Origin of the sequence: Cobetia sp. UIB-001 (assembly GCF_044789135.1) — a bacterium.
GTDB lineage: Bacteria > Pseudomonadota > Gammaproteobacteria > Pseudomonadales > Halomonadaceae > Cobetia > Cobetia amphilecti.
Window position 1 is genome coordinate 215493 of record NZ_CP058244.1, and the last position, 25426, is coordinate 240918.

General features: G+C 60.9%; 20 protein-coding genes and 5 tRNA genes. 14 read left to right on the forward strand and 11 right to left on the reverse strand.

The features are described from left to right. Positions 1-2 precede the first annotated feature (2 nt). The 3 genes from hisA to hisB form a co-directional block, all read right to left on the reverse strand. Positions 3-749, reverse strand: a complete 747-nt coding sequence (hisA, locus tag HA399_RS00975; protein ID WP_043336722.1) for a 1-(5-phosphoribosyl)-5-[(5-phosphoribosylamino)methylideneamino]imidazole-4-carboxamide isomerase — start codon at positions 747-749, stop codon at positions 3-5. A 115-nt stretch (positions 750-864) separates the two neighbouring features. Next, positions 865-1506: an imidazole glycerol phosphate synthase subunit HisH gene (gene hisH / locus HA399_RS00980; protein ID WP_054555217.1), complete on the reverse strand. Its 642-nt coding sequence runs from the start codon at positions 1504-1506 to the stop codon at positions 865-867. A 70-nt stretch (positions 1507-1576) separates the two neighbouring features. After that, on the reverse strand, positions 1577-2170 hold the full coding sequence (gene hisB / locus HA399_RS00985; RefSeq protein WP_043336716.1) for an imidazoleglycerol-phosphate dehydratase HisB: 594 nt from the start codon (positions 2168-2170) through the stop codon (positions 1577-1579). Positions 2171-2430: 260 nt separating this feature from the next. Between hisB and HA399_RS00990 the strand changes: the two genes are divergently transcribed. The 9 genes from HA399_RS00990 (at position 2431) to HA399_RS01030 (ending at position 7899) form a co-directional block, all read left to right on the forward strand. Continuing rightward, entirely contained in the window at positions 2431-2916 is a 486-nt protein-coding gene (locus HA399_RS00990; protein ID WP_225347481.1) for an acetyl-CoA sensor PanZ family protein, read from the forward strand. Between the two features lie 240 nt (positions 2917-3156). Next, the gene (locus HA399_RS00995) at positions 3157-5550 is read left to right on the forward strand and encodes an AsmA family protein (RefSeq protein WP_131431162.1); all 2394 of its coding nucleotides are present in this window, start codon (positions 3157-3159) and stop codon (positions 5548-5550) included. A 110-nt stretch (positions 5551-5660) separates the two neighbouring features. After that, on the forward strand, positions 5661-6833 hold the full coding sequence (gene mutY / locus HA399_RS01000; protein ID WP_404325723.1) for an A/G-specific adenine glycosylase: 1173 nt from the start codon (positions 5661-5663) through the stop codon (positions 6831-6833). Between the two features lie 138 nt (positions 6834-6971). Next, complete coding sequence (locus tag HA399_RS01005; protein WP_052384882.1) at positions 6972-7283, forward strand: oxidative damage protection protein; 312 nt, start codon at positions 6972-6974, stop codon at positions 7281-7283. 104 nt (positions 7284-7387) lie between these two features. Next, a tRNA-Phe gene (locus tag HA399_RS01010) sits at positions 7388-7463 on the forward strand. Between the two features lie 5 nt (positions 7464-7468). Continuing rightward, positions 7469-7543: transfer RNA gene (locus HA399_RS01015), tRNA-Gln, on the forward strand. Between the two features lie 49 nt (positions 7544-7592). After that, positions 7593-7668 (forward strand) — tRNA-Thr (locus tag HA399_RS01020). A gap of 77 nt (positions 7669-7745) precedes the next feature. Next, positions 7746-7821: transfer RNA gene (locus HA399_RS01025), tRNA-Phe, on the forward strand. A gap of 3 nt (positions 7822-7824) precedes the next feature. Continuing rightward, positions 7825-7899, forward strand: a tRNA-Gln gene (locus HA399_RS01030). A gap of 131 nt (positions 7900-8030) precedes the next feature. Here the strand turns inward: HA399_RS01030 and HA399_RS01035 are convergent. From HA399_RS01035 to HA399_RS01050, 4 genes are all read right to left on the reverse strand, one after another. Continuing rightward, complete coding sequence (locus HA399_RS01035) at positions 8031-9308, reverse strand: sigma-54 interaction domain-containing protein (protein ID WP_404325725.1); 1278 nt, start codon at positions 9306-9308, stop codon at positions 8031-8033. A 154-nt stretch (positions 9309-9462) separates the two neighbouring features. Continuing rightward, a complete protein-coding gene (locus HA399_RS01040; RefSeq protein WP_279835155.1) occupies positions 9463-9846 on the reverse strand; it encodes a hypothetical protein in 384 nt (127 codons plus the stop codon). Between the two features lie 117 nt (positions 9847-9963). Then, positions 9964-10908 (reverse strand): hypothetical protein, encoded by a 945-nt coding sequence (locus HA399_RS01045; RefSeq protein ID WP_404325726.1) that lies wholly within the window; start codon positions 10906-10908, stop codon positions 9964-9966. Beyond that, positions 10835-11758, reverse strand: coding sequence for a CsgG/HfaB family protein (locus tag HA399_RS01050; RefSeq protein ID WP_404325727.1), 924 nt, complete (start codon positions 11756-11758; stop codon positions 10835-10837). The genes HA399_RS01045 and HA399_RS01050 overlap by 74 nt, the downstream gene beginning before the upstream one ends. Before the next feature lie 589 nt (positions 11759-12347). Here HA399_RS01050 and thpD point away from each other — a divergent pair. Then, complete coding sequence (gene thpD / locus HA399_RS01055) at positions 12348-13454, forward strand: ectoine hydroxylase (protein WP_318833289.1); 1107 nt, start codon at positions 12348-12350, stop codon at positions 13452-13454. A gap of 195 nt (positions 13455-13649) precedes the next feature. After that, a complete protein-coding gene (locus HA399_RS01060) occupies positions 13650-14384 on the forward strand; it encodes a fumarylacetoacetate hydrolase family protein (RefSeq protein WP_216060197.1) in 735 nt (244 codons plus the stop codon). 215 nt (positions 14385-14599) lie between these two features. Here the strand turns inward: HA399_RS01060 and speA are convergent, their stop codons facing one another. From speA to HA399_RS01075, 3 genes are all read right to left on the reverse strand, one after another. Further along, positions 14600-16498 (reverse strand): biosynthetic arginine decarboxylase, encoded by a 1899-nt coding sequence (gene speA, locus HA399_RS01065; RefSeq protein WP_404325729.1) that lies wholly within the window; start codon positions 16496-16498, stop codon positions 14600-14602. Between the two features lie 176 nt (positions 16499-16674). After that, positions 16675-17637, reverse strand: coding sequence for a homoserine kinase (locus tag HA399_RS01070; RefSeq protein WP_248379758.1), 963 nt, complete (start codon positions 17635-17637; stop codon positions 16675-16677). Between the two features lie 195 nt (positions 17638-17832). After that, entirely contained in the window at positions 17833-18162 is a 330-nt protein-coding gene (locus HA399_RS01075) for a DUF2782 domain-containing protein (RefSeq protein WP_082388170.1), read from the reverse strand. 357 nt (positions 18163-18519) lie between these two features. Here HA399_RS01075 and polA point away from each other — a divergent pair, with 357 nt between their 5' ends. Next, entirely contained in the window at positions 18520-21408 is a 2889-nt protein-coding gene (gene polA / locus HA399_RS01080) for a DNA polymerase I (protein WP_404325731.1), read from the forward strand. Between the two features lie 112 nt (positions 21409-21520). Then, complete coding sequence (locus tag HA399_RS01085; RefSeq protein ID WP_404325732.1) at positions 21521-22666, forward strand: HNH endonuclease; 1146 nt, start codon at positions 21521-21523, stop codon at positions 22664-22666. A gap of 350 nt (positions 22667-23016) precedes the next feature. On the opposite strand, the gene HA399_RS01090 is transcribed toward HA399_RS01085, so the two are convergent. Further along, positions 23017-23472: a hypothetical protein gene (locus HA399_RS01090; protein ID WP_404325733.1), complete on the reverse strand. Its 456-nt coding sequence runs from the start codon at positions 23470-23472 to the stop codon at positions 23017-23019. Positions 23473-23828: 356 nt separating this feature from the next. Here HA399_RS01090 and HA399_RS01095 point away from each other — a divergent pair, with 356 nt between their 5' ends. Beyond that, on the forward strand, positions 23829-25349 hold the full coding sequence (locus HA399_RS01095; protein ID WP_404325734.1) for a sigma-54 interaction domain-containing protein: 1521 nt from the start codon (positions 23829-23831) through the stop codon (positions 25347-25349). Positions 25350-25426 lie beyond the last annotated feature (77 nt).

The following is a 25426-nucleotide window of genomic DNA, read 5'->3' on the forward strand; positions in this document are numbered from 1 at the left end:
CCTCAGGCCTTGCGGCCGGTGATGGAGTCGGACAGCGCCTGCGCTTCGGCGATGTCCAGGCTGCCTTCATAGATGGCGCGGCCGGTGATGGCACCGAGGATGCCCTGATCGGCCACTTCGGCCAGGCCACGGATGTCATCCAGGTTGGTCACGCCGCCGGACGCGATCACCGGGATACCGCCTTCGCGGGCCAGTGCCACGGTGGCTTCGATGTTGACGCCCTGCATCATGCCGTCGCGGGCGATGTCGGTGTAGACGATGGAGGACACGCCGTCGTTGGCGAAGCGCTTGGCCAGCTCGGTGGCCTTGATGGTGGAGACTTCAGCCCAGCCATCGGTGGCCACGAAGCCGTCACGCGCATCGAGACCGACGATGATGCGGCCCGGGAAGGCGCGGCACATCTCGGCGACGAAGGCCGGTTCCTTCACGGCCTTGGTGCCGATGATGACCTGACCGACGCCGGCTTCCAGGTAGTGCTCGATGGTCGCGGCATCACGGATGCCACCACCGATCTGGATCGGCAGCTCCGGGTAGGCGCGGGCGATGCGTGTCACGGCGTCGCCATTGACCGGCTTGCCTTCGAAGGCACCGTTGAGATCGACCAGATGCAGACGACGGCCACCGGCCTCGACCCAGCGCGCGGCCATGGCCAGCGGGTCATCGCCGTAGTTGGTGGAGTCTTCCATGCGGCCTTGCTTCAGGCGTACGCACTGACCGTCCTTGAGATCGATCGCGGGGATTACCAGCATGTCGGGTGTCCTCTCGGCGTGTCTGGGCACGCCTGTATTGTCGTCGGTATATCGAAGGCGGATGTATCGGCGTCCGTCACGCGAGACAGACGCCGAGGGTCACGCGGGCGAGCCTTCAGGGCTGCCAGCGGACGAAGTTCTCGAGCAGCTTGAGGCCGGCGGCCGCGCTTTTCTCCGGGTGGAACTGCACCGCGAACAGGCTGCCCTCACCGATGGCGACGTGCGCCTCGGCACCGGCGTAGTGCGTGGCGCCGTAGACCTTGGAGCGCTCGCTGGCCGACACATAGAAGCTGTGCACGAAGTAGAAGCGCGAGTTGTCCTCGATGCCTTCCCACAGCGCGTGGCCCTGGGTGTGCGCGACATGGTTCCAGCCCATGTGCGGCACCTTGAGGCGCTGGCCGTGCTCGTCCAGCTGCTGGTCATCGAAGCGTTTCACGTCGCCCTTGAAGTAGGCGAGGCAATCGATGCCACCGTTCTCTTCGCTGCGCTCCATCAGCATCTGCTGACCGACACACACGCCCAGCAGCGGCTTGCTGTGGTTGCTCAGCAGCTCGCCGACCAGACCACGCAGCTCGGCGCGTTCAAGCTCGCCCATGCAATCACGGATGGCGCCCTGGCCGGGCAGCACCACGCGGGTGGCACCGCGGATGGCGCGCGGGTCGCTGGTGATCACGACATTCTCGTCGGCCACGTGCTCAAGCGCCTTGGCGACGGAGTGCAGGTTGCCCATGCCATAGTCGATGACGGCAATCGTCATGTCTTTCTCCCGAAGGCCGGAGGCAGGCTCCGGCGCTGGATGTCAGGCGTCTGGCGCCCGGGTCATTCGTTTACAGCGAGCCCTTGGTGGAGGCGATACGGCCTCCCATGCGCTCGTCCTCTTCCACCGCCATGCGCACGGCACGGCCGAAGGCCTTGAAGATGGTCTCGGCCTGGTGGTGGGCATTGAAGCCCTTGAGGTTGTCGATATGCAGGGTGGCGCCAGCGTGATTGACGAAGCCCTGGAAGAATTCCCAGAACAGCTGGGTATCGAAGCGACCGATGTTGCCGCGGGTGAACTCGCACTGCATGAACAGGCCCGGACGACCGGAGAAGTCGATCACCACGCGAGACAGGGCTTCATCCAGCGGCACGTAGGCATGGCCGTAACGGCGGATGCCGGCCTTGTTGCCCAGCGCCTGCGCGAAGGCCTGACCCAGGGTGATGCCGATGTCCTCGACGGTGTGGTGGTCATCGATATGCAGGTCGCCATCGCAGTCGACCTCGATGTCGATCACGCCGTGACGGGCGATCTGGTCCATCATGTGTTCGAGGAAGGGCACGCCAGTGTTGGCGCTCAGCTTGCCTTCACCGTCCAGATTGATGCGGACCCGGATCTTGGTTTCCGAGGTGTTGCGATGAACTTCGGCGATACGCTCTACCATGATGTCTCTCCAGCGGTCGGTGACGCCATCAGCGGCTTCGAGGCCGATGGGGTCTGGGCGCAGTCTGGGGCCTTTGGTAAGAGAGGCGTGTGTCCAGTCCGGCCGGGAAGTGCGCATCATGTGGTTATTGTCATGTGATGTCGCAATCGAAATCGTGATCAGGGCATTGACGACGGCAGAGAGCCGTCGGCGGGGCGCTTGATCGGCGGCAGGCGCGTCGTCTTTGTGCCTGCCCGACCCGTCATTATAGAGAAAGGACAATGGCATCCGCTACAATGGCGGGCATTCATATCGCGGGCGAGGATCTCACCATGCCGGTCACTCTTCAGATGATCGATCACGCACGCTGGCAAACCGATGAGCAAGTCCGTATCGATCTGTCGCGTATCTATCACGAAGCCCCCAGTGAGCGTCTCCCGCTCGCCCCGGATGACTTCATTCAGGCCAATCTCGCCGCGGGACACCGCTTCTGCAGCGCCTTCTTCAACGATCGTCATATCGGCGCGCTACTCTGCGAGGATGAAGGCGATGCCTGGAAGATCAGCCATTGCTGCGTGCGCAAGAGCACGCGTCGGCGCGGTGTCGGTACGCGTCTGATGGCGCTGCTGTCGCTGGAAGCGGCCAGTGCCCAGCGTCTGCTGGTCGTGCCGAGTCAGGGATTGACCCTGGCCGACGAGCTGCTGGTATCACGTCTGGGCTATGTGCGAGACCCCGCCCGCGACGGCTTCGTGCTGGCGCAGGAGTGAACCCGGTCGTTGCCGGATGCGGAACTGACGTCAACGCGACCTGTCCACCGGCTGTGTCATCATCATTTCTGTCTTGAGGCTGTCTCGCTGTGCGGGAGGATGGCGCGCAGCGCTCGAGCTAGATGATGAGCGGGAGAAAGGGCATCGCCTGATGCCACGAGTTCCCAGCGCCATTCCATGTGCTGCCCTCTGGAGTGAGGGCACCGTAGCAATTCTCATCGTGTCAAAGGGAGGACGCAGATGAAAGCACTGTTCAGAGCCTTGCTGGCCATCGTCGGAGTACTGGCGTTGGTGGTCGTGGCAGGGGTGATCTATGTCACCACCTTCCTCGATCCGAATGATCTCAAGCCGCGACTGGTCAAGGCGGTCAAGGACCAGGCGGGGCTGGAACTGGCCCTGAACGGCCCGCTGGACTGGTCCTTCTATCCGCGTCTCGGCGTCAGCGTCGAGGACGCCGAAGCCTGGCTGCCGGAGCAGGAGCGTGACCAGTCACCGTTTGCCTCCTTTACCCGCGCGGAAGTCGGCGTGTCCTTCACGCCACTGCTGAGCGGTGAGGTCGAAGTCGAAGGCGTCTTCCTCGACGGCCTCAAGCTGGCGCTCGAGCGTGATGCGCAGGGGCGTGGCAACTGGGAAAGCCTGCTCGAGCATGCGGCGACGGCCGCCGACAGTGGTGCGGCGGATGAAGCGCTGCCGCCGGCCAAGAGCGCCGGTGTGGCGCTGGCGGATGACACGACCCCGTCGGTGCAGAATGGCGCCGGCAGCATGGCGGTCAATCTCGATATCGCCTCGGTGCAGGTCACCAATGGTCAGATCGCCTATCAGGACGCGGCCAGCGGGCTCGACATGACGCTCAACGACGTGGCGTTGACGTCCTCCAACGTCAGCCCCGACAAGGCCTTCCCGGTCGAGTTGTCGTTCGTGGCCGATGGGCGTGAGCCGGAGCTTCAGAGCACCGTCAGCCTCGATGGCAAGGTGGCGCTGGACCTGCAGGGCGGCCGTCATGTGCTGACCGGCGTGAGCCTGGATACCACCACGCGCATGCCGTCGCTGGGTGACAAGGACCAGAGCGTGGCGCTGGATATCGACACCCTGACGCTGGATACCGACAAGCAGCTGTATCTGGCCGATGGTGCCGAGCTGGACGCGACGCTCCATCAGGCCGCGCTGGGTGACAAGGCCCTGCCGCTGAAAGCCACCTTCGGCGCCGAAGCGGACCTGGCGGCGGGCACGGCGAATCTCGAGAATCTGCTGCTGACCTCCGGCAGTGACCTGCGCCTCAGCGGGGCGCTCAAGGCCAAGGACATCACCGGCGATGCGCTCAGCTATAGCGGCCAGTTCAAGCTGGCACCGCTGTCGCCCAAGGCGTGGATGACGCGTGTCGGCATGGAGGCACCGCAGACTGCCAAGAGCAGCGCGCTGACCTCGCTGGCCTTCTCCAGCCCGTTCAAGGGCGACATGTCGCAGGTGCAGCTGACCAACCTGGTGATGGCGCTGGATGACACCACCATCAATGGGCGTCTCGGCTCGTCCTTCGATGCCTCGCAGATCACCTTCGATCTGGATGTCGACGCGCTCAATCTCGATGACTACCTGGCACCGGCAGGCGCAGACGAGAAGACGGCAAGCCTGGGGGAAGCGCTCACGGCGGGCGTGATCGCGCCGGTCTATGCGGCCGATGGCGATGCGGAGCTGCTGCCGGTGGCACTGCTCAAGACGCTGGGCCTTCAGGGGCAGCTGGATATCGGCACGCTGATCGCCTCGGGGCTCGAGATGAGCAAGGTGACCGCCAAGCTGTCCGGTCAGCCGGGTGTGCAGCAGCTCGATAGCCTGACGGCCAGCCTCTATGGCGGCTCGCTGGCGGCCAATGCACGCATCGACAGCCGCAAGACACCGCTGAGCATGAGCTTCGGCGAGAAACTGACCAATCTGGATATCGCGCCGTTCCTCAAGGCGCTGGCGCCGGAGCAGAAGGACATCCTGCGCGGTCGCCTGACGCTCAATGGTGACTACACCACCAGCACCAATCAGATCGACAGCATCAAGCGCAATCTGAACGGCAAGGGCAACTTCGAGATTCGCAATGGCGAGGTGCTCGACGTCAATATCTCCAGGGAGATGTGTACTGCCGTGGCGACGCTGAGTGGCAAGACCTCCTCGCGCGAGTGGAAGGCCAATACGCCGCTGGAGCGCGCGCAGGGCAGCTTCACGGTCACCAATGGCGTGATCAGCAATCAGGATCTCGCCCTGGCGATCCCGGGCATCGCGCTGGACGGCAAGGGCCAGCTCAACCTGCCGACCGAGGCCTTCGACTACAACGTGGCGGCGCGCTTCATCGAGGGTGCGGATGACGCGGCCTGTGAGGTCAATCCGCGTCTGATCAAGCTGCGCTTCCCGGTGCAGTGTCAGGGCAACCTGAGCGGTGAGCCGGGCGAGTGGTGTGGCTTCGATCAGAAAGGCTTCCAGAGTGCCGCAGCGGAACTGGCCAAGGATGAAGCCAAGCGCAAGGCGGGCGAGAAGGTCAGCGAGAAGCTGGATGAAAAACTCGACGAAGATACCCGCAAGAAGATCGACGACAAGCTGGGCGAAGGCGCCAGCGACAAGCTGAAGGGCGCGATTCAGGGGCTGTTCAACTGATCACGCGCTCTCTTCGCAGCAAGACCGGCACGCCAGCTCCTAGGGGCTGGCGTGCTGCCGTTTGAGCCCAGGCCATGGCGTCGACCATGGCGCGAGCAGAGGAAGTTTTGATGGCGCGACCTGACACTGCTGCCACGCCAGACGTGACAGCTCCCGAGAGCCACGCCACACCCGGCTTCGAAGACATCGCCCTGAGCCCTGAGGCGTTTCAGGCGCGCGTGTTCGACTGGTTCGATGAGCATGGCCGCAAGCATTTGCCCTGGCAGGAGAACACCACGCCGTATCGCGTGTGGGTCTCGGAGATCATGCTCCAGCAGACCCAGGTCGCGACAGTGCTGCCGTACTACGCCCGCTTCATGGAGCGCTTCCCGGATGTCGCGGCGCTGGCGGCGGCGGATATCGATGACGTGCTGCATCTGTGGACGGGCCTTGGCTACTACGCGCGGGCGCGCAATCTGCACAAGGCCGCGCAGCAGGTCGTGAACGAGCACGACGGTGCCTTCCCGGTCGAGAGTGTCGAGGCACTGTCGGCCTTGCCGGGTATCGGGCGTTCGACCGCCGGGGCGATCATCAGCATCAGCACCGGACAGCGGGCGCCGATTCTCGATGGCAACGTCAAGCGCGTGCTGGCTCGCCTGCATGCCGTGGAGGGCTGGCCGGGACGACCGGCGGTGGAGCGCAAGCTGTGGACGCTGGCGGAGCGCTACACGCCGCAGGTGCGGCTGGCGGACTGGACCCAGGCGATGATGGATCTCGGAGCCACCCTGTGCACGCGCGGCAGCAAGCCCGATTGCGCGCGTTGCCCCTTCGAGGAGGTCTGCGTGGCGCATGCGCGTGGCGAAGAGAAGCGCTTCCCCGAGAGCAAGCCCAAGAAGACCATACCGACGCGTCAGACGCTGATGTTGCTGGTCAGTGATGCGGCGGGGAAGGTCCTGCTGGAACGCCGTCCGCCGACGGGCATCTGGGGCGGCCTGTGGGCGCCGCCACTGGTCGAGGACCGCGAGGCCGCGCGGGAATGGGTCGCCCGCGAAGCCCGCGGCGCCCATCTGGAGGCGCCACTGGCAAGTTTCGAGCATGTCTTCAGTCACTTCCGGCTGACCATCACGCCGCAGCCGATACAGCTGGGGGAGGCAGGGCTTGTGCCAGCTCAAGCGGCCGGGAGCGTCAACGAGTCAGCCGCCGACCGCCGCTTCGTCGACCCTGCCGCGCCGGACGCCGTGGGCCTGCCGGCGCCGGTCAAGGCGCTGCTGGCGCGCTGCACGGATGATCTGTTCGGCCTGTGAGACCTTGCTGGCGTCGGCATCGGCAGCACGTCTGGGGCAAAGCGGCTCAAGCGTGCGAGAATGAGGCAACAGTAAAGGCGTCTGGCGAAGGCTCGGCGCTCATCTGCACTGACATCCAGTTCTCTTACGGAGTTACCCATGCGCACCGTACATTGCCGCAAGTATGACCAGGACCTGCCGGGTCTCGATTTTCCGCCGCTGCCGGGCGAGAAGGGCCAGGACATCTGGTCCAACGTCTCGAAGCAGGCATGGGAAGAGTGGCAGGCGCTGCAGACGCGTCTGATCAACGAGAAACACCTCAACATGATGGATGCCGACAGCCGTCGCTATCTGATGGAGCAGATGGATCGCTTCTTCAACAATCAGGAGACGGACCAGGCCGAAGGTTTCGTGCCGACGGACGCCGCTGCCAAGGGCGAATCGCAGGGCGGACAGGGCTACGAAGTCTGAGTGGACGGCGAGGACGGCAGAAGGCGAATTACGACGCCAAATTCTTGATAAGCAAGGGTTGACGTCGGGAAAGGTTTTCTATTTAATACGTCCTCGTTGGCAAGGGCCAGATAGCTCAGTTGGTAGAGCAGGGGATTGAAAATCCCCGTGTCGGCGGTTCGATTCCGTCTCTGGCCACCAAGTGTTGGGGTATAGCCAAGTGGTAAGGCACCGGTTTTTGGTATCGGCATTCCCAGGTTCGAGTCCTGGTACCCCAGCCAGCTGACATGCAGTAACGTAGTAAGAAGACTCATATCATGAGTTCTTTGTGCCGGCTTAGCTCAGTTGGTAGAGCAACTGACTTGTAATCAGTAGGTCGAGGGTTCGACTCCTTTAGCCGGCACCATCTTCAGGCTTCTGTAGATGAGCGAAGAACACACGATATAGAGGTCGCCTTGGCGGCTTTTTTTGTGTCTTCAGGTTGGCCAGATAGCTCAGTTGGTAGAGCAGGGGATTGAAAATCCCCGTGTCGGCGGTTCGATTCCGTCTCTGGCCACCAAATTGGGGTATAGCCAAGTGGTAAGGCACCGGTTTTTGGTATCGGCATTCCCAGGTTCGAGTCCTGGTACCCCAGCCAATTCTGGCTAGCTGATGAAGTCGCAGGATGAATTCGGCAGCCAACAGAAAAGCCACCCTTCGGGGTGGCTTTTTTGCGTCTGGAGTAAAGGTCTGGAGGGCGACGGGGCATGCCGTGGGCCGGCGCTCATCTCAATGCGAGGTGGGCTCGTCCGGGTGCATCGCCAGCCAGCTCAGGCGCTTGCGATAGATGGTGGAGGGCGCGATCTCCAGTATCGCCGCAGCGCGGGGGATACTGCCATCACAGGCGCTGATGACGCTCTCGATCGCCTCGCGTTCGACCATCCACAACGGGCGCAACGTGGTCTCGCTGTCCTCCGACGCGCTGTGGCTGACAGTCGTGCGATGCGCCGTGCTGCTGGGCAGGTCCAGCATGTCGGCCGTCAGCACCTCTCCATCATTGAGGATGATGGCGCGCCGCAGCGTGTTTTCCAGCTCCCGCACGTTGCCGGGCCAGTCATGGGCCAGCAGCTGACGCTCGGCGCATGCACTGAGTCGTGTGAAGCGCTTGCCCTCGTGGCCTGCCATGCGCCCCAACAGCCCGGTGGCGATCTCCAGGATATCCTGACCGCGCTCGCGCAGCGGCGGCACCTTGAGCGGGATGACGTGCAGACGATAGAAGAGGTCTTCCCGGAAGCGGTGAGTATCGACCAGTGCCCGCGGGTTCTGATGCGTGGCGCACACGATGCGGCAATTGACCTCTACCGTGCGCGTGGCACCCACCGGCATTACCTGTCCTGTCTGCAGGAAGCGCAGCAGCTTGCTCTGCAAGGGCAGCGGCAGCTCCGCGATCTCATCGAGAAACAGCGTCCCCCCATCTGCCGCCACGGCGAGCCCCTGCTGGGCGCTCACGGCCCCCGTGAAAGCCCCGCGCACATGTCCGAACAATTGCGACTCCAGCAGCTCTGCCGGAATGGCGGCACAATTGACGGCGATGAACGGGCCGTCACGTACCGGGCTATGGCGGTGAATGGCAGTGGCACACAATTCCTTGCCGCTGCCGCTTTCGCCGGTGATGAAGATGGGAGCGTCCGAGTGGGCGACCTGGATGAGAGTGCGATAGAGCGTCTGCATGGCCGATGAGTCTCCGATAAACTCCCCAAAACCGCGAGGTCGCTTTACCGGTAGTTCCCTTACCCGCGAGGTAGTGGAGATATCGTCAGCCAGATTCAATGCAGTAGCCGATGATGCAGCCTGATGAGCTTTCAGTGCGGTCATGAGTGTTGTTCCCTTGCTGCTGGTCTTTCTGCATTGCCTGTGCTTCGTGCAAGCGGGCTGCGAAAGAATAATTGTCGGGCTGCTTCTGGTGACAGCCTCACCGGAGAGTCTGGATTCTCCAGCGTTGAGTGTTCGTCTTGGGGGTTTATCGAGTACCCATATAGAGGTTAATGACTTGTGCGAGATGATCATGGCGGCTTTTAGTGCGTTTTTTCCGCTCCCCCTGAGTGGCAGACTTCTCAGTCTCGACGCTTGCCTGGCTGACCAACTCTCTACTCACGCTGAAAGGGTGAGTTCTGGTATCTGACGGTCTGTCTTCCCGCGGATGACTGTCCCGAGCAGTGCATCACTGGGCGTCTTCCTCCTCATCTTCGTTGTTGTGGGTGATGGTGAAGTCAGTCGACGACGTCTGAGAGCTGCCATCCGCGGACTGATCCGCAGTGCTGTCGATGGTGCCGGTGGAGCCATCACTCAGCGTCTGTTCGATCTGTTGCCAGTTGCCGATCGAGGTGCTGCTGCCGGTATTGAGGGTATATTCCCCGATATTGGTATCGGACCCTTCCCCCAGGCTGCCGGCCTTCTTGCTCTCGTAGAGGATCAGGGCGGTTTCTGCGCTACGTGCCGGAAAGTCGTAGGGGAAGGGCCCCATCAGCGAGTTGGCGCTGGCAGTCGTGGCCAGCAGGCATCCCGCGCTGACGACCCCCAGGCTGATACGTGTAAAGGCATTCATGTCTTGCTCCTTTCGCTCTGTGAAAGATGCAGTGTCTGATGCGTGAAGAATCTGGTGTCGGCAGATGCTGAAACACACGCGGGTTGCCCCGCGTGTGTTGATCAGGCTGTCGCTGGATTATTGCGGACCGACATTGATGGAGACGTTGTTGCCCACTGAGGTCGCAGCATTGTTGATGACCGGGCCCTCGAAACTGCCCACTGGCGGCAAGCCGAGCGTGATGTCGCTGACCGAGGCCGTGGAGGTCACATTGGCGAAGCTCATCTGGGTATTGTCAGCAATCAGGGCGGTATCAAGACCAGCTGTATCCTGGGTGACCGACAGGTTGTTGCCCACGGAGGTGGCAGCGTTGTCCACGCTCAGGTTGAGAATGTTCTCGACCTTGGCCAGTGAATCAATATCAGCTTTGCTGAAGTATCCCCCTGCCAGGAACTGCTCGTTATGCAGGTTGACCATGGCATCGCTTTCGATGGAGGCATTGTTGCCGACTGAGGTCGCCGCATTTTCCAGGCTTTCCAGGCGCGTGATATCAGGATTCACGACACCGCCAGTATCGGTGGTGATAGTGTAGGTGCCCGCGATAGCGCCCGCAGCAGCACCCGCACCTGCAGCTGCGCCACTACCAAAGATGCTTGCCGCTGCACCTGCTCCTGCGGCGGCCCCTGCGCCTGCCCCAGCGAAGCTACCTGTCTCGACGGTAGTTTCCCCGGCGGTCGTGCCATAGGTGACATCCTTGACGATGGCTTCCGAGCTGACGTCACCGATCTGCTTCTGGAAGTTCTCGATCATCACCAGGCCGCCCGGATCAACGATATGCGGATCAATATAAGCTCCCACCTTGACGTGAGTGTCTACATGTCCATGCCACTTCCAATGGACATTGTCGAAGGCCTGCGCCTGGCTTGCCATCATCATGCCGCTTGCGAGACCGATGGCGACTGCGAGCTTGTTATAGGTAGTCATTGTCATGTTCCTCATGAATGTTGACTTATTGTGCTGCGCTGGATGCTGCCGGTACTTCTGATGCGGGTGTTGCTTGCAACGGTGTTGCGACTGCTTCATTTGATTCATTGCCACTTGTTGCATTGCTGCTGGTATTGGCTGCGGCCACTTGCTGCGTGTTGCTATCGTCGTCTGCAACATGCTGTCCCGGGTGAAGCTCGCATTCCTGTCCCGCAGGTACAGGAAGCCCCAGGCCTTCAGTCAGAAGCTGGTACGCGCCCATCTCCACGACTGATCTCACGCCCAGCTGCAGTGGTTCATTGCGCACTGCGCCGGAGTCAAACTCGATCAACTGATTGCCGAAGAAGCGGTAGATACCGGCTTCGACTTCGTAACCCACCACCTGCTTCTGCAGGCTGGTGACATAGACGGTGCGGAAGGTGCGGATATCGACCATGCGCAGGTCCAGGCCGACGTTGATGACTGCAGTGCGCAGTCCGGCCCCGATTCCGCTGACGAACAGGCGGGCACCGCCGCTTGAAATGTTGTAATTGAGCTCTGTCAGTGCACCAAGAACCACGAAATGCGAAGGGAGAACTGCCAGTTTGCGCGGCGAGTAGGCCATGGCCTTATTCTCGAAAAGCTGCTGCTCTGCCAGCGGGACTCGCACATCGAGACGCTCGGTAAGATGCACCTTGCGAGTCTTGTAGAGGGCACTTATCAGCATCTCGGATACGCCCTGGGTTACGGCAGCGCTCTCTGTCACGGTGGAATAACTGCGTTGACCGGTCTTGTCCGTCACCTGACCCACTGCAATCACAGGCAGGTTGGTGGCACCCTGAATTCGACTGAGTGATACGAGGCATTCGCTATATGGCGTATTGTTGGAGGTGACTGGTGGCCCTACGACCGGTTCGACATTGTCGGATTTCGGTTCGACAGCGGCGCAGCCCCCCAGCACTGTGGCCATGCAAGCGGCCATGCATATCCGTGGCTTAAACATGCTGGAAGTTCCCCTGGTGTGACGCATGATCCTGCGCCGTTATTTTTTCTCTGATATGTCTCTATCAGTTGTCCTGCCGTGTTTTCTAAGGGGCACGAAGCGTGCCAAACAATTTCACAATATTTCACAGACACTTACGCATTAATGCGCAATGTTGCGTGCGATGCGTTTTGCAAATGGCGAAGCGAAGTGAGGGGAAATACCACGGGCGTGGTGCCAGTGATGAGTCGCTGATTGAGCCGCTTGTCTCACGAAAGATGAGAATTCGTGGCAACAGGATGAGTCGGGACTGGCGAGAGGGGATGACTTAAGGAATTTGTCATCCGCGAGGCACAGGCAGCCTCATGTTTTCTTGAGAAGGGTGATGGCGGGTGTGGTGTGATATTGGATGGTCTTTTAACGATCTTGCGGATCAGATCTCTATGCTTATTTCATGAATCTCGGGGTTGAAGTCTGTTGTATGGCCCATAGGTGGGACAGTGCGGGCAAGCCGCATGCTAGAACGCCAGATTCCACTTTCCTCAATGCAGGACATTGATGCCTTAAGGAGAGCATGATGACAGCTTCACGCCATATGACCTCGTACAACGCCACTTCTGCTCTTTCATCCAAGCAACGCCAACATGAGCAGACCGATGGTGGCAACGTCAGCGCCGCTGCAGAAGCCTCCAACCAGCAGCTGGACGCCCGTCAGACCAATGCCGACCGTGATCAGGCGCCGGAAGCCTATCTCGACAAGTCGGGCAGCGATCGAGGCTCCGATCACTCGAGAGACGCCTATCCGACGCGCCTGAGCCAGCCGCCGGAGCATCTGTGGCAGAAGCGCCGTGAGCCCGTCGTGCACTCGCGTGCCGATGAGGGTCCGCTGGGCGCCGAGCAGCTCAAGCGTTTCAAGAGTGACGGCTTCCTGTTCGAGCCGGAATTCCTGGCGCCGGAGGAAGTCGAGGCGCTGAAGACCGAGCTGGCAGCGCTGCTCGACAACGAAGAGTGGCAGGGGCGTGATTTCACCATCACCGAGCCCAAGAGCCGCGAGATTCGTTCCATCTTCGCCGTGCACTTCCTGTCCGAGCGCTTCCGCCAGCTGGCAGAAGACCCGCGCCTGGTCGATCGCGCGCGCCAGATCCTGGGGGGCGATGTGTATCTCCACCAGTCGCGCATCAACTACAAGCCGGGCTTCGAGGGCAAGGGCTTCAACTGGCACTCGGACTTCGAGACCTGGCACGCCGAGGATGGCATGCCGGAGATGCGTGCGGTCAGCGCCTCGATCATCCTGACCGACAATCACCACTTCAATGGTCCGCTGATGCTGATCCCCGGCTCGCATGAAGTCTTCGTGCACTGCCTGGGCGAGACGCCGGATGACAATCACAAGTCATCCCTGCAGACCCAGAAGGTCGGTGTGCCCTCGCGTGAAGCACTGAGCGAGCTGATCGCCGAACGTGGTATTGAAGCACCGACCGGTGCCGCCGGTGGCCTGTTGATGTTCGACTGCAATACGCTGCATGGCTCCAACGCCAACATGTCGCCGGACCCGCGCAGCAACGCCTTCTTCGTCTACAACCGTGTCGACAACGCGATGCAGGCACCCTTTGCCGCCGCACGTCCGCGCCCGGAATTTCTGGCGCACCGTCTCGATGGTGGCTGGGATGAACTTGAAGACTGAAGTGGAAGACCGAGCTTGAAAGCTGAGCTTTGAAGACCGAAGTGGACTGAACTGCACAACGCCGGGTTGCGCTCAGGCGGCGAAATCTCGGACGTTGGTGTGGTAGTGGCAGGCTGTCGGGGCGACGTATCATTGCGATATCTCTCATTGATCGTCTTTCATTGATCCTCCATCACGCCCCGACAGGAGTTCTGCATGCCGCTTGCTCAGCGTTTCACCCCGCGTTTCAGCGATGGTCGCGTCTTCGCTCATGACCTCGGCAAGGTGGTCTGTGTCGGCCGCAATTACGCAGCCCACGCCACGGAGCTCGGCAATGAAGTGCCCAGCGAGCCGCTGCTGTTCATCAAGCCCGCCACCAGCGTGACGCCGATGGACAAGCCATTGGCGATCTCGCGGCGTCGCGGCCAGTACCATTACGAGGCCGAGCTGGCGCTGCTGATCGGCAAGCCGCTGTGTGAAGCCAGCGAAGCAGAGGCGCTGGAAGCACTGGCCGGCATGGGCCTGGCACTGGACCTGACCCTGCGTGAGCGCCAGAGCAAGCTCAAGGCCAAGGGCCAGCCGTGGGAGCTGGCCAAGGCCTTCGATGGCAGCTGTCCGCTGTCTTCCTTCGTGGCGCTGGAAGGGCCGCGTTGGCGCGATGCCGATGGCGAGTTGCACAGCGTGGATTTCCAGGCGCTGCACTATCGCTTCGCCATCGATGGCGAGCAGCGCCAGCAGGCGGATACCAGCCTGATGCTGTTCCCCGTTGCGCGCCTGCTCAGTGAGATCAGCCACAGCTTCACCCTGCTGCCCGGCGATGTGGTGCTGACCGGCACGCCGGAAGGCGTCGGCGAGCTGAATCCGGATCAGGCGCTGGCACTGGCACTGGACGCCCCGGATGGCAGCGGTGAGCTGTTGCGCATCGAGACACGCACGCGCGGCGTGGCATGACGTCTGGGGTTGAGACAGCCTTGAGTGAGTAGACAGCAGCCCTGAGCGAGTTGAAAACAGCCCTGAGCGAGTTCTGAAAAAGAAAAGCCCCTGCCGGGTCACCGGCAGGGGCTTTTGCTGTCTGGGCTTTAGCTTTTGCTATCCGGGCCAATCCTTCCGAATCTGATCCTTCCAAACTCGGTTCATTGAGCCAGGGCCCGAGCCTCGCACAAGTCTCAGCTCTCCAGGTAGGTATAGCCGTCGAGACCGGCCTTCAGGTCTTCGAGCAGGTCTGCCTGTTCCAGCGCATTCAGGTTGGATGACTTGAGCTGACGCGCGAGACGTGCGGCCAGCTGCTCCGGGTCGAAGTTCACGTAACGCAGCACCTGCGCCACGCTATCACCCTGAATCGCATGGGAAAGCTGCCACTGGCCATCATCGTCGAGGCTGGCATCCACGGAATCGGTATCGCCGAACAGGTTGTGCAGGTCGCCGAGGATTTCCTGATAGGCGCCGACCATGAAGAAGCCGAGCAGCTTCTCTTCATCGGCATGCCATTCCGGCAGCGGCAGGGTGGCGTCCAGGCCCTGATCATCCACATAGGTGTCGATGCGGCCATCGCTGTCGCAGGTGATGTCCTGAATCACGCCACGTCGTGTCGGCGCGCGGTCGAGGCCGGTCAGCGGCAGGATCGGGAAGATCTGCTCGATGCCCCAGATGTCCGGCAGCGACTGGAACAGTGAGAAGTTGACGAACAGCTTGTCGGCCAGCTTCTCGTTGAGCTCATCGAGCACCGCGCGGTGCGAACGCTGACGCGCATCGAGACGCCCGGCCAGGCTACGACACACGTTGGTATAGATGGCTTCGGCCTCGGCGCGGATGGCGATGCTCGCCAGCCCCATCACGAAGCGCTCCTGCACCTGATGCTGGGCGTGCACCACGGCGTGGTAGATCTCCACCAGCTCACGCGGCTCCAGCTGTCCTTCCAGTCGTGCAGCCTGCGCCCACAGCGCGGCGATCTGGGCATCGTCCTCGCGGCGTGCGGGCAGCGACAGGTTCACGCGCTCCTCGCCGATCACGTCCGTCACCAGCACCGCATGATGGGCGGTCAGGGCGCGGCCGGATTCGGAGATGATGTGCGGATGCGGCAGGTCATGGGCATCACAGACGGCGTGGAAGGCACCGACCACATAGTCGGCATATTCGCGCATCGAGTAGTTGAGCGAGCAGGCGCTTTCCGAGCGGGTGCCTTCGTAGTCCACGCCCAGGCCACCGCCGACATCGACGATTTCCACGCCGGCGCCAGCTTCGTGCAGACCCTGATAGAAGCGCGCGCACTCGGCCAGACCGCGCTGGATATCGCTGATGTCCGCGATCTGGGAGCCAAGATGGAAGTGGACCAGCTTGAGGCAGTCCAGCGCATCCACTTCGCGCAGACGCTCGACCAGCGCGACGATCTGGCTGGCGGTCAGCCCGAACTTGGACTTCTCGCCGCCGGTGTTCTGCCAGTTGCCCTTGCCGATGGTGGCCAGGCGCGCGCGCAGGCCGATGCGCGGCCGCACGCCCAGGCGCTGTGCCTCTTCCAGCACCAGTTCCAGCTCGCTGGCCTTCTCGACCACCAGATGCACGCGGTGGCCGAGCTTCTCGCCCATCAGCGCCAGACGCACGTACTCGCGGTCCTTGTAGCCATTGCAGACGATCACCGACGGGCCGCTGTCCGACAGCGCCAGCACGGCGAGCAGTTCCGGCTTGCTGCCGGCTTCCAGCCCGACACGCCCGCGTGAGCGCTCGCTGGTCGCCAGCAGTTCCTCGACCACGCGACGCTGCTGATTGACCTTGATCGGGTAGACGGCGGTATAGCTGGCGCCATAGCCGCGCGAGCTGATGGCGGCATCGAAGGCAGCGCACAGCTGCTCGACGCGGTCATGCAGGATATCGGCGAAGCGAACCAGCAGCGGCAGGCGCAGGCCTTGGGCGCGCGCCTTGTCGATCAGCGAGATCAGCGGCAGCGCAGGCGTGCCCGGCTCGCCATGCGGGCGCACCAGTGTCAGGCCATCCTGGCCCACGTCGAAATAGCCGCTGCCCCACTGGTCGATGTTGTAGGTGCGGCGTGCTTCGGCTGCAAAGGAGGTCATCGCGGTCTCCGGAGATGGACGGCGTGAAGGCAAGCCCGGCGGTGCCCAACAGGTGTGGGCAGCGTCGGAGAAGACAATGACGCCCGCAGGAATGCGGGCGCTCAGAGGGCGCATTATGCCTGCTGGGGGCCAGCAGGCAATTGCTTTGACGACTCGGTCAATACGGAAGGTACCGATCAGGCCGGTTGCGTGGCCTCGGGCAGCGGCAGAGCGCCTTCCTCGATGCGCCGACCCAGCAGCTGGCGGTACTGTGCTGGGTCCTTCGGCGTCAGGCTGTGGGCGGGCGGGTCCACGTAGACCACCAGCAGGCGTGACAGCCAGTAGCGCAGCGCGGTCATGCGCAACATGCTCGGCCACAGGCGGCGCTCATCGGCGTTCATCGGGCGCTCGGCCAGATAGGCACTGAGCAGGGCGTCATAACGCGCCTGGTCCAGGCGGCCATCGTCATTGGAGCACCAGTCATTGACCAGAATCGACAGATCGAAGATCAGGTCGCCGGTGCAGCCATTGTAGAAGTCGATGATGCCGCCGAGGCGGTCGCCGTCGAACAGGGTGTTGTCGCGGAACAGGTCACCGTGCAGCGCGCCCTGCGGCAGCTCGACACCGCTGAAGACGTCTTCGCAGACATCGATCTCGTCGGCCATCAGCGCCTGGTCTTCCGGGCTCAGATACGCCAGCACCTTGTGGTGCATCGGCTTGATCCAGTGCAGGTCACGGGTGTTGGGGCGGTGGCCGGTAAAGTGCTGCGAGACGGCATGCATGCGCCCCAGCGCCGCGCCGATCTCGCGGCACTGGGCCACGTTGGGCGAGACCGGCCAGTTGCCCGGCATACGCGGGAACAGCAGCGCCGGCTTGCCTGCCAGCACCTTGAGCGCCTGGCCGTCGCGGTCGTGCAGCGGGCCCGGCACCGGCAGCTTGTGGCTGGCGAGGAAGTCGAGCAGCTCGACGAAGAAGGGCAGTTCCGCATGCTCGCCCTGCTCGAACAGGGTCAGCACCATCTCGCGGCGATCGGTGGTGACGAAGAAGGTCGAGTTCTCGGTGCCGTGCGCGACATCCTCAAGCGATGTCAGCGTGCCTGCGTCGTACTCTGCCAGAAATTCTGCGACCTGAGCGTCGCTCAGGGGGGTAAAGACTGCCATGGGTGACTCTTCTCGCCGAAATGTGTCCGCCCCGCCAGTGGCGCGCCGCCGGAGCGAAACGGCGGCAATGCGCTGACAGGAGTTGTTGTAGGTATGCAGGAAGGATGCCGCCACGCCCGGGGGCAAGAGATGTGCCGCGGGCGTGACGCCTGTCGCTGCTGGCTCAGCTGTCGCGTGAACCAGATGCCGAGCTTATCACTTTTTCAGTGCCCAGCCGGGTACCTTGAGCTGGCTGGCACTGGTGACGCTGGACTTGATGAAGTTGCCGTTGCCGTCACTGTCGAGCAGGAAGAAGGGCGCGCCGCCCTTGGGGATGATCTCGATGGCATACAGATGGCCATTGACGCGGTATTCGCGCAGCTGGCGGTCATCCTGCTGACGGCTGGTGATCTGCGGCTTGGGGGCCTCGCTCTCGGCGACGGCCAGCGGCGCACTCAGGGCGGTGACGGCCAGCAGCAGCCCGGTGGCCAGCAGCGTGGGCAGGCGCAGCAGGGAATGCGGAGCAATGGAAGCAGTCGAGCGCATGACAATCCTCCTTTACACAAGCGCAGCCTGTATCAGGTTCCGCGTGCAAAAGTTCTGTGAGCAAGGGGCCTGCAAGCAGGGTGCCTGCGAGCAAGCACCCGGTGCGTACCCGTGCAGAAGACAAGCGAATCGGCGCTGGCCTGAAACCTTGCCTGATGGGCGCAGTTTACGTCCCTTGCCGGCAGTGTGCACGACTTCCCGCCATCAATGCCGGGCGCAGAAGACACACGCGCCGAGGGTGGCGACTGTGCCTCGCCGCAGCCCTTGCGTATCATGACAGCCATAGCTGCCGAGAGGTTTTCGGCCCCGACTCTGCTTGCCCCAAGCTCACCCTTCAGCCTACGGATGCGACTGCTCATGGCCGCCACGCCGATCGTTCTCGTCGATGGATCTTCCTATCTCTATCGTGCCTTTCATGCTCTGCCGCCGCTGACCACCTCCAAGGGCCTGCCCACCGGCGCGGTGAAGGGCGTGATCAACATGCTCAAGAGCCTGATCCGCCAGTACCCGGACAGCCCCATGGCGGTGGTCTTCGATGCCAAGGGCAAGACCTTCCGCGACGACATGTACCCCGAGTACAAGGCACAGCGCCCGCCGATGCCGGATGACCTGCGCCTGCAGGTCGAGCCGCTGCATGCCTGCGTGCGCGCCCTTGGTCTGCCCCTGTTATGCGTGGAAGGCGTCGAGGCCGATGACGTCATCGGCACCCTGGCGCGCATGGCGACGGAGGCCGGGCGTGACGCCGTCATCTCCACCGGCGACAAGGACATGGCCCAGCTGGTGAACGAGCACATCACCCTGGTCAACACCATGAAGAACGAGACGCTGGACGTGGACGGCGTCACCGAGAAGTTCGGCATTCCGCCCAACCTGATCATCGACTTCCTCGCGCTGATGGGCGACAAGGTCGACAACATTCCCGGCGTGCCGGGCGTGGGCGAGAAGACCGCGCTGGGCCTGCTGCAGGGCATGGAAGGCGGCCTCGACACCATCTACGGCGATCTCGATCGCATCAAGACGCTCAGCTTCCGTGGCGCCAAGACCCTGGCCAAGAAGATGGAAGCGCATCGCGAAGATGCCTACCTCTCCTATCGTCTCGCCACCATCAAGCTGGACTGCGAGCTGGAATATGGCCTGGATGACCTCGCGATCGCCGCGCCGGACACCGCCGCGCTGGTCGAGCTCTACAAGGAGATGGAATTCCGCGCCTGGCTGAAGGAGCTGCTGGAAGGCGGCGACATGGCGGCCACGCCGCATGCCGACGAGAAAGACAGCGGAGTCGCCGGCAGTGACCTGTTCGGTGACAGCATCGCGCCGGTCGCTGAAAAGACCTCAGGCAAGGGCAAGACCGCCGCTGCGCCAACGCCTGATCTGGAAGCGGCGGAAGAGGGCGACGAGATGCCCGACGCGCTGCCGCCGCGTGAGGAGCGCAACTACCGCGCCATCACCGAGCAGGCCGAGCTGGATGCGTGGCTCGAGCGCGTGCGCAACGCCACCTCGCTGTGCTTCGATCTCGAGACCACCAGCCTCAACTACATGGAAGCCGAGATCGTCGGTATCGGCATGGCGCTGGAAGTCGGCGAGGCCGTCTACATTCCCGTCGCCCACAGCTATCTGGATGCCCCCGCGCAGCTGGAGCGCCAGGCCGTGCTGGAAGCGCTGACGCCGATTCTGGCCGATACCGCCATCACCAAGATCGGCCAAAACCTCAAGTACGACATCGAGGTGCTGGCGCGCTATGACATCGCGGTGGCCGGCCCGCTGGCCGACACCATGCTGATGTCCTACGTGCTCAATTCCACCGCGACCCGTCACGACATGGACTCGCTGGCGCTCAAGTATCTGGGCGAGAGCACCATCAGCTTCACCGACATCGCCGGCAAGGGCGCCAAGCAGCTGACGTTTGATCAGATCGCGCTGGAAGAGGCGATGCCGTATGCCTGCGAGGATGTCGACATCACCCTGCGTCTCGCCGCGCTGCTGATGCCGCGCATCGAGAAGCTGGGGCGTCTGGATGAAGTGCTGCGTCAGTTCGAATATCCGCTGATTCCGGTGCTGGCGCGCATCGAGCGCAACGGCGTCGCGATCGACCCCGAGCGCCTGCACACCCAGACCCGTGAGCTGACCGAGCAGATCCACGACATCGAGAAGCAGGCCTTCGAGCTGGCGGGTCGCGAGTTCAACCTCTCTTCCCCCAAGCAGCTGGGCGAGATCCTCTTCGAGGAGCAGAAGCTGCCAGTCAAGAAGAAGACGCCCAAGGGCGCGCCGTCCACCGCCGAAGCGGTACTGGAAGAGCTGGCGCTGGACTACCCGCTGCCCAAGCTGATCATGCGTCATCGCGGCATGACCAAGCTCAAGAGCACCTACACCGACAAGCTGCCGCAGCTGGTCAACCCGACCACGCGTCGCCTGCACACCAGCTACCATCAGGCCGTCACCGCCACGGGGCGTCTGTCGTCGTCCGATCCGAACCTGCAGAACATCCCGGTGCGCAGCGACGAGGGCCGTCGTATTCGTCAGGCCTTCATCGCGCGGCCCGGCTATCGCATCGTCGCGGCGGATTACTCGCAGATCGAGCTGCGCATCATGGCGCACCTCTCCGGTGACAAGGGCCTGCTCTCGGCCTTCGCCGACAACCGCGACGTGCATGCCGCCACCGCCGCTGAAGTCTTCGGCACCGAGGAATCGCGTGTCAGCAGTGACCAGCGCCGCAGCGCCAAAGCCATCAACTTCGGACTGATCTACGGCATGTCCGCCTGGGGTCTCTCGCGCCAGCTGGATATCGAACCCGGCCAGGCCAAGACCTACATCGAGCGCTACTTCGAGCGTTATCCGGGCGTCGCCACCTACATGGAAGACACGCGTCAGCTCGCCGCCGAGCAGGGCTACGTCGAGACCATCTTCGGCCGTCGTCTCTACCTGCCCGAAATCGGCTCACGCAATCACGCGCGTCGCAGCGCCGCCGAGCGCACCGCCATCAACGCCCCGATGCAAGGCAGCGCCGCCGACATCATCAAGCGCGCCATGATCGACGTGGACGCCTGGCTGGCGGGCAGCGATGGCGCCGACAGATACGACGCCATGATGGTCATGCAGGTACACGATGAACTCGTCTTCGAAGTCGCCGAAGCGCAGGTCGAAGACTTCATGAAAGACGTCGCCCAGCGCATGCAGAACGCCGCCTCCCTCGACGTCCCGCTGCTCGTCGAAGTCGAGCAAGGCGACAACTGGGAAGAAGCGCATTAATTAAAACGATGTTATAATATGTTTTGAAAGAGGTCCTCAGTTAATGAGGGCCTCTTTTTAGTATGTGTGGTGCAAGGCTCAATGGACTAATTTAATGTGAAGGGGAGTAGGGATGCTCAACTGTATTTATTGTCCTGATGAATTTTTCCTGCAAGGTAAAGGTTCTAGAGAGCATGTTATCCTTTCTTCTCTAGGGGGCAGGAAGGCATCAAGGAATATTTGTTGTGTCAAATGTAATCGTCGCCTAGGTAATGAGATTGATGAGCCTGTGACTAATGGCGTAAGATATTTGGCTAATTTGTGTTCCATTAAGACTGGGCGAGGGAAAAATACGTCAGTAATCCATAAGGCTGGTGTCTTCAATGATATGAACTACTCATTAGCACCAGGAGGTGAGATGTTTTTCCCTCGCTCAAATATAAGCTGTGATGGTGATCTCGGCAGTCCTAACAATAGCCTGAGAATAATATCGGGAGATATAGATAAGGCAAGAGTTTTGTTAGAAAATAAGCTTAAAAGCTTTGGCAAGGAAGTGGCAGAAAAGCTTTCATTCGAAGCGTACGAGTATGAGCATTATGTTCCTTACACTGAGATGGATGTAGATTTAGGGCTTCATGTTCATCATCGTTCTATAGCGAAAACGGCGTTAACCTATCTCGCTACCTTGACTTCTCCTCACAGGATTAGATCAACTTCTTTTGAAAATATAATAAATTATATAAATGGTGTTGACGAGAGTAATAGTTATGTGACTTTCATGGAAGGGGAATTTCCAAGTGAGCTACACCTAAGTCCTGTTCAGCATCGAGTAATGATATGTGCATCCTTCTCTAGGAAAAGTGTTATAGGGTTTGTTGAGTTATTTGGTGGTATAAAGTTTAAAATTCTCTTGTCTGATGCTTGGGAAGGCCCGAATTTAAGTAGTGTGTATGTGGTTGACGGTGTTGCTGGTGAAGATGCAGAGCAAAGTTTTAATATTGATGGGTTCAAGCAAGATGCTTTATTTGATATACCTTCTGCCTCGCAGGATGAGTATTTTAAGATGCATGTGAAAAGCTTTTCTAATGCATATGAGCAACATAGAAAGGTTGTCGAAATCAGTATGATCGAAAAGATTTTATCAGATTTTTACGAAGAATATGATGAGTGTGAAATGACGGATGAATTAAAATTTGAGTTGGCTGACAGATTGGCGAACGAATTAGCTAGATATAAGCTTAGAATAAACAATAAGGTGGAAGTAAAGCCTTTTAATTGACAGGCTGGTCTTAAATACTATCAGCATAATAATCTTTGATTGTTATTGATGCAGATCTTTTAGATTCAATGCTATACAACTATTCGTCACGTTGACCGTAAGCGGCGGTAGGCCGATGCTGTGGGTGGTGTCCGGTTTGCAGGATACTGGCTAGTTATGAGTATGCACTGCATAATCATCAGTTCCGATAGGTTCGGTGGCAGAGAGGGCGGCTGCCCACGATGACCAGATGCATCGAGAGAGCAGATAAGATTTTATAAGTGATAGAGTAAAATTTTCAAAAGGCAAGCGGCAATAGAATATATCGAAATCACTACTGCTTGCTTTTTGGAATGGATTATTAGGACGTTTTAGTTTGTTGCTTCGTGCATCTCGTCTGTCACTTGTTCTTTCTTTGCAAATTCCACCCGAAAAGTTCTTTCATCAAGCCAGGTGATAGATGTTTCATACCCTGCAGGGATGTCTTTGTCATCAAAGTCCAAGGCTTCGTTAACCAAAGCTTCCTTGGCCGCTAGATGCTTTTCGACGCATTTCTTTTTTAGTTGGCTTGCTAGTGCACATACGGCAACACCCAAGGAGGCAATATATAATCCACTGGCCAGAAGAATCTGACCAATAGTAGGGCCACGGAAAACATTGTAAGTAATTTCATCAGGGCCAAAAAAGTAAATTCCTAGCCCGACTGATATTATTATCCAGCCAAAAATGCTTACGAATATGTAACTTTCATCCATATCAGATAAACGGATCTTGATGGTCGCAGGCAAGTCTTCTGCAGTTGCTTTAGAGAGTGCTTTCTCTGACATGAATCTATCCTTGATTGTAGATCTGATGATTGATGAATTCCTTGTGAGGCATAATACAATGCTTCTCTTATGGAAGGAATGGTGTCTGCCTGATGTCAATTTTCCTATCAAGTAAAGAGATAAAAATCTGTCAGGTTTTCATGGTTTGATCTTGGCTATTTACTTTGGCTGATGCAGCGACTACGACCACTGGCTACGTTGATCCTTGGCGGCGGTAGGCCGATGCTGTGGGGGGTGTCCGGTTTTCCGGACGCTGGCTGCGTGATGGCGCAGCCCATAACAATCAGATCCGGCGGGTGTGGTGGCAGAGGGATATGGCTGCCCACGATGACCGGACACGCCAAGGGAGAGCGGTGATGGCTCAGCAGATGCCTGTGTCAGGCGCGGTGGGCGGGGAGAAGATGGCTGCCCCGCTGCGTGATGATTTACCTGCCACCTCGATTCATCTGGAGCGGGCGCGCCGCGAGTTGCTGCGTGCCGCGATGGATGCGGTGGAGGAGTGGGTCGTGGTGGTGGATGCCCAGGGTGGTATCCAGTTTCTGAATGCGCCCTATGCCGAGTTTCTCGGCGTCGAGGCCAGCGAGGTGCTGGGGCGCGATGTCAGCGAGGTGATCGAGAACACCCGCATGCACGAGGTGCTGGAGAGCGGACGCGCGGAGCTTGCCCAGCTGCAGCTGATTCGTGGCCACCACATGATTGCCCACCGTTACCCCATCTTCCGCGACGGCGAGCTGATTGGCGCCATCGGCTCGGTGCTCTATCACGACACCTGGGAATGGCGGCAGGTGAATGCTCAGGTTCAGGCGCTGGAAGCGGAGGTGGACTATTACCGTCAGGCGCTGGAAACCCCCACCGGCGCTCGCTGGCAGCTGAGTGATATCATCGGCGATTCGCCCGCCATGCGGGAACTTGCCTGCAAGGTGCGCAAGATCGCCCCCGGCGGCGCCTCGGTGTTGATCCGTGGCGAGTCCGGCACCGGCAAGGAGCTTTATGCCCATGCGCTGCACCGCAGCTCGGCGCGCGCCAAGGGCCCCTTCATCAAGCTCAACTGTGCGGCGATCCCCGAAGCGCTGCTGGAAGCGGAGCTGTTCGGCTATGAAGAAGGCGCCTTTACCGGCGCCAAGCGTGGTGGCAAGCCCGGCAAGTTCCAGCTCGCGGATGGCGGCACGCTGTTTCTCGATGAGGTCGGCGACATGCCGCTGGCGATGCAGGCCAAGCTGCTGCGCGTGCTGCAGGACCGCGAGGTCGAGGCGGTCGGCGCGACTCGTCTGGTCAGCGTCGATGTCCGTGTCATTGCCGCGACTCACCGCCCGCTGGAAGCGCTGGTCGAGAGCGGCGAATTCCGCGAAGACCTCTTCTATCGCATCAATGTGGTGCCCTTGAAGGTGCCGCCGCTGCGCGAGCGCCGCGACGACCTGCCGACCCTGGCCACGCACCTGCTGTCGCGTCTGGCACGCCGCAGTGGTCGCCGCCCGCCGATTCTCTCCGAAGCCGCCCTCGAGCGCTTGTGCGCCCACCATTGGCCCGGCAACGTGCGCGAGCTGGAAAACGTGCTCGAAGCCGCCTTCTATCTGGGCGGCAGCCATATCCAACCGACCGATCTACCGGATGCCATCGGTGCCCGGCACGCCGCTACCCATCAAAGCGACTTGTCCACACCCGCTTCAGCGTCCGAGTCGTCCACAACCGCCCGGGAATCGAGTACCACGCCGACCACGCTGCGTGAGGCGATGGCTCAGGCGGAGCGCCAGCTGATCGAGGATGCGCTGCGCGCCGCCGAGGGCAATCGCACCCGCGCCGCTCGGCAGCTCGGCATCGCCAAGTCCTCACTCTACGAGAAGCTCAACCGGCACGGCCTGTTGGCCGAAACGTCCTGACCGACCGGCATTTCACCTCCCCGCCACCAATGAGTGGCCAAAGCGTCCGGAATCTCGGTCAGTGACCGAAATTCCGG

Bases quoted from the DNA above. Each gene is read 5' to 3' on its own strand.
- HA399_RS01070 (WP_248379758.1), bottom strand. From the start codon at position 17,637: ATGGCAGTCTTTACCCCCCTGAGCGACGCTCAGGTCGCAGAATTTCTG.
- HA399_RS01050 (WP_404325727.1), bottom strand. From the start codon at position 11,758: ATGGCCACAGTGCTGGGGGGCTGCGCCGCTGTCGAACCGAAATCCGAC.
- hisA (WP_043336722.1), bottom strand. From the start codon at position 749: ATGCTGGTAATCCCCGCGATCGATCTCAAGGACGGTCAGTGCGTACGC.
- HA399_RS01075 (WP_082388170.1), bottom strand. From the start codon at position 18,162: ATGCGCTCGACTGCTTCCATTGCTCCGCATTCCCTGCTGCGCCTGCCC.
- thpD (WP_318833289.1), top strand. From the start codon at position 12,348: ATGACAGCTTCACGCCATATGACCTCGTACAACGCCACTTCTGCTCTT.
- HA399_RS01095 (WP_404325734.1), top strand. From the start codon at position 23,829: ATGGCTCAGCAGATGCCTGTGTCAGGCGCGGTGGGCGGGGAGAAGATG.
- hisH (WP_054555217.1), bottom strand. From the start codon at position 1,506: ATGACGATTGCCGTCATCGACTATGGCATGGGCAACCTGCACTCCGTC.
- mutY (WP_404325723.1), top strand. From the start codon at position 5,661: ATGGCGCGACCTGACACTGCTGCCACGCCAGACGTGACAGCTCCCGAG.
- HA399_RS01085 (WP_404325732.1), top strand. From the start codon at position 21,521: ATGCTCAACTGTATTTATTGTCCTGATGAATTTTTCCTGCAAGGTAAA.
- HA399_RS01040 (WP_279835155.1), bottom strand. From the start codon at position 9,846: ATGAATGCCTTTACACGTATCAGCCTGGGGGTCGTCAGCGCGGGATGC.
- HA399_RS01060 (WP_216060197.1), top strand. From the start codon at position 13,650: ATGCCGCTTGCTCAGCGTTTCACCCCGCGTTTCAGCGATGGTCGCGTC.
- HA399_RS01045 (WP_404325726.1), bottom strand. From the start codon at position 10,908: ATGAAGCAGTCGCAACACCGTTGCAAGCAACACCCGCATCAGAAGTAC.
- HA399_RS01005 (WP_052384882.1), top strand. From the start codon at position 6,972: ATGCGCACCGTACATTGCCGCAAGTATGACCAGGACCTGCCGGGTCTC.
- HA399_RS00995 (WP_131431162.1), top strand. From the start codon at position 3,157: ATGAAAGCACTGTTCAGAGCCTTGCTGGCCATCGTCGGAGTACTGGCG.
- speA (WP_404325729.1), bottom strand. From the start codon at position 16,498: ATGACCTCCTTTGCAGCCGAAGCACGCCGCACCTACAACATCGACCAG.
- polA (WP_404325731.1), top strand. From the start codon at position 18,520: ATGGCCGCCACGCCGATCGTTCTCGTCGATGGATCTTCCTATCTCTAT.
- HA399_RS01035 (WP_404325725.1), bottom strand. From the start codon at position 9,308: ATGATCATCTCGCACAAGTCATTAACCTCTATATGGGTACTCGATAAA.
- hisB (WP_043336716.1), bottom strand. From the start codon at position 2,170: ATGGTAGAGCGTATCGCCGAAGTTCATCGCAACACCTCGGAAACCAAG.
- HA399_RS00990 (WP_225347481.1), top strand. From the start codon at position 2,431: ATGGCATCCGCTACAATGGCGGGCATTCATATCGCGGGCGAGGATCTC.
- HA399_RS01090 (WP_404325733.1), bottom strand. From the start codon at position 23,472: ATGTCAGAGAAAGCACTCTCTAAAGCAACTGCAGAAGACTTGCCTGCG.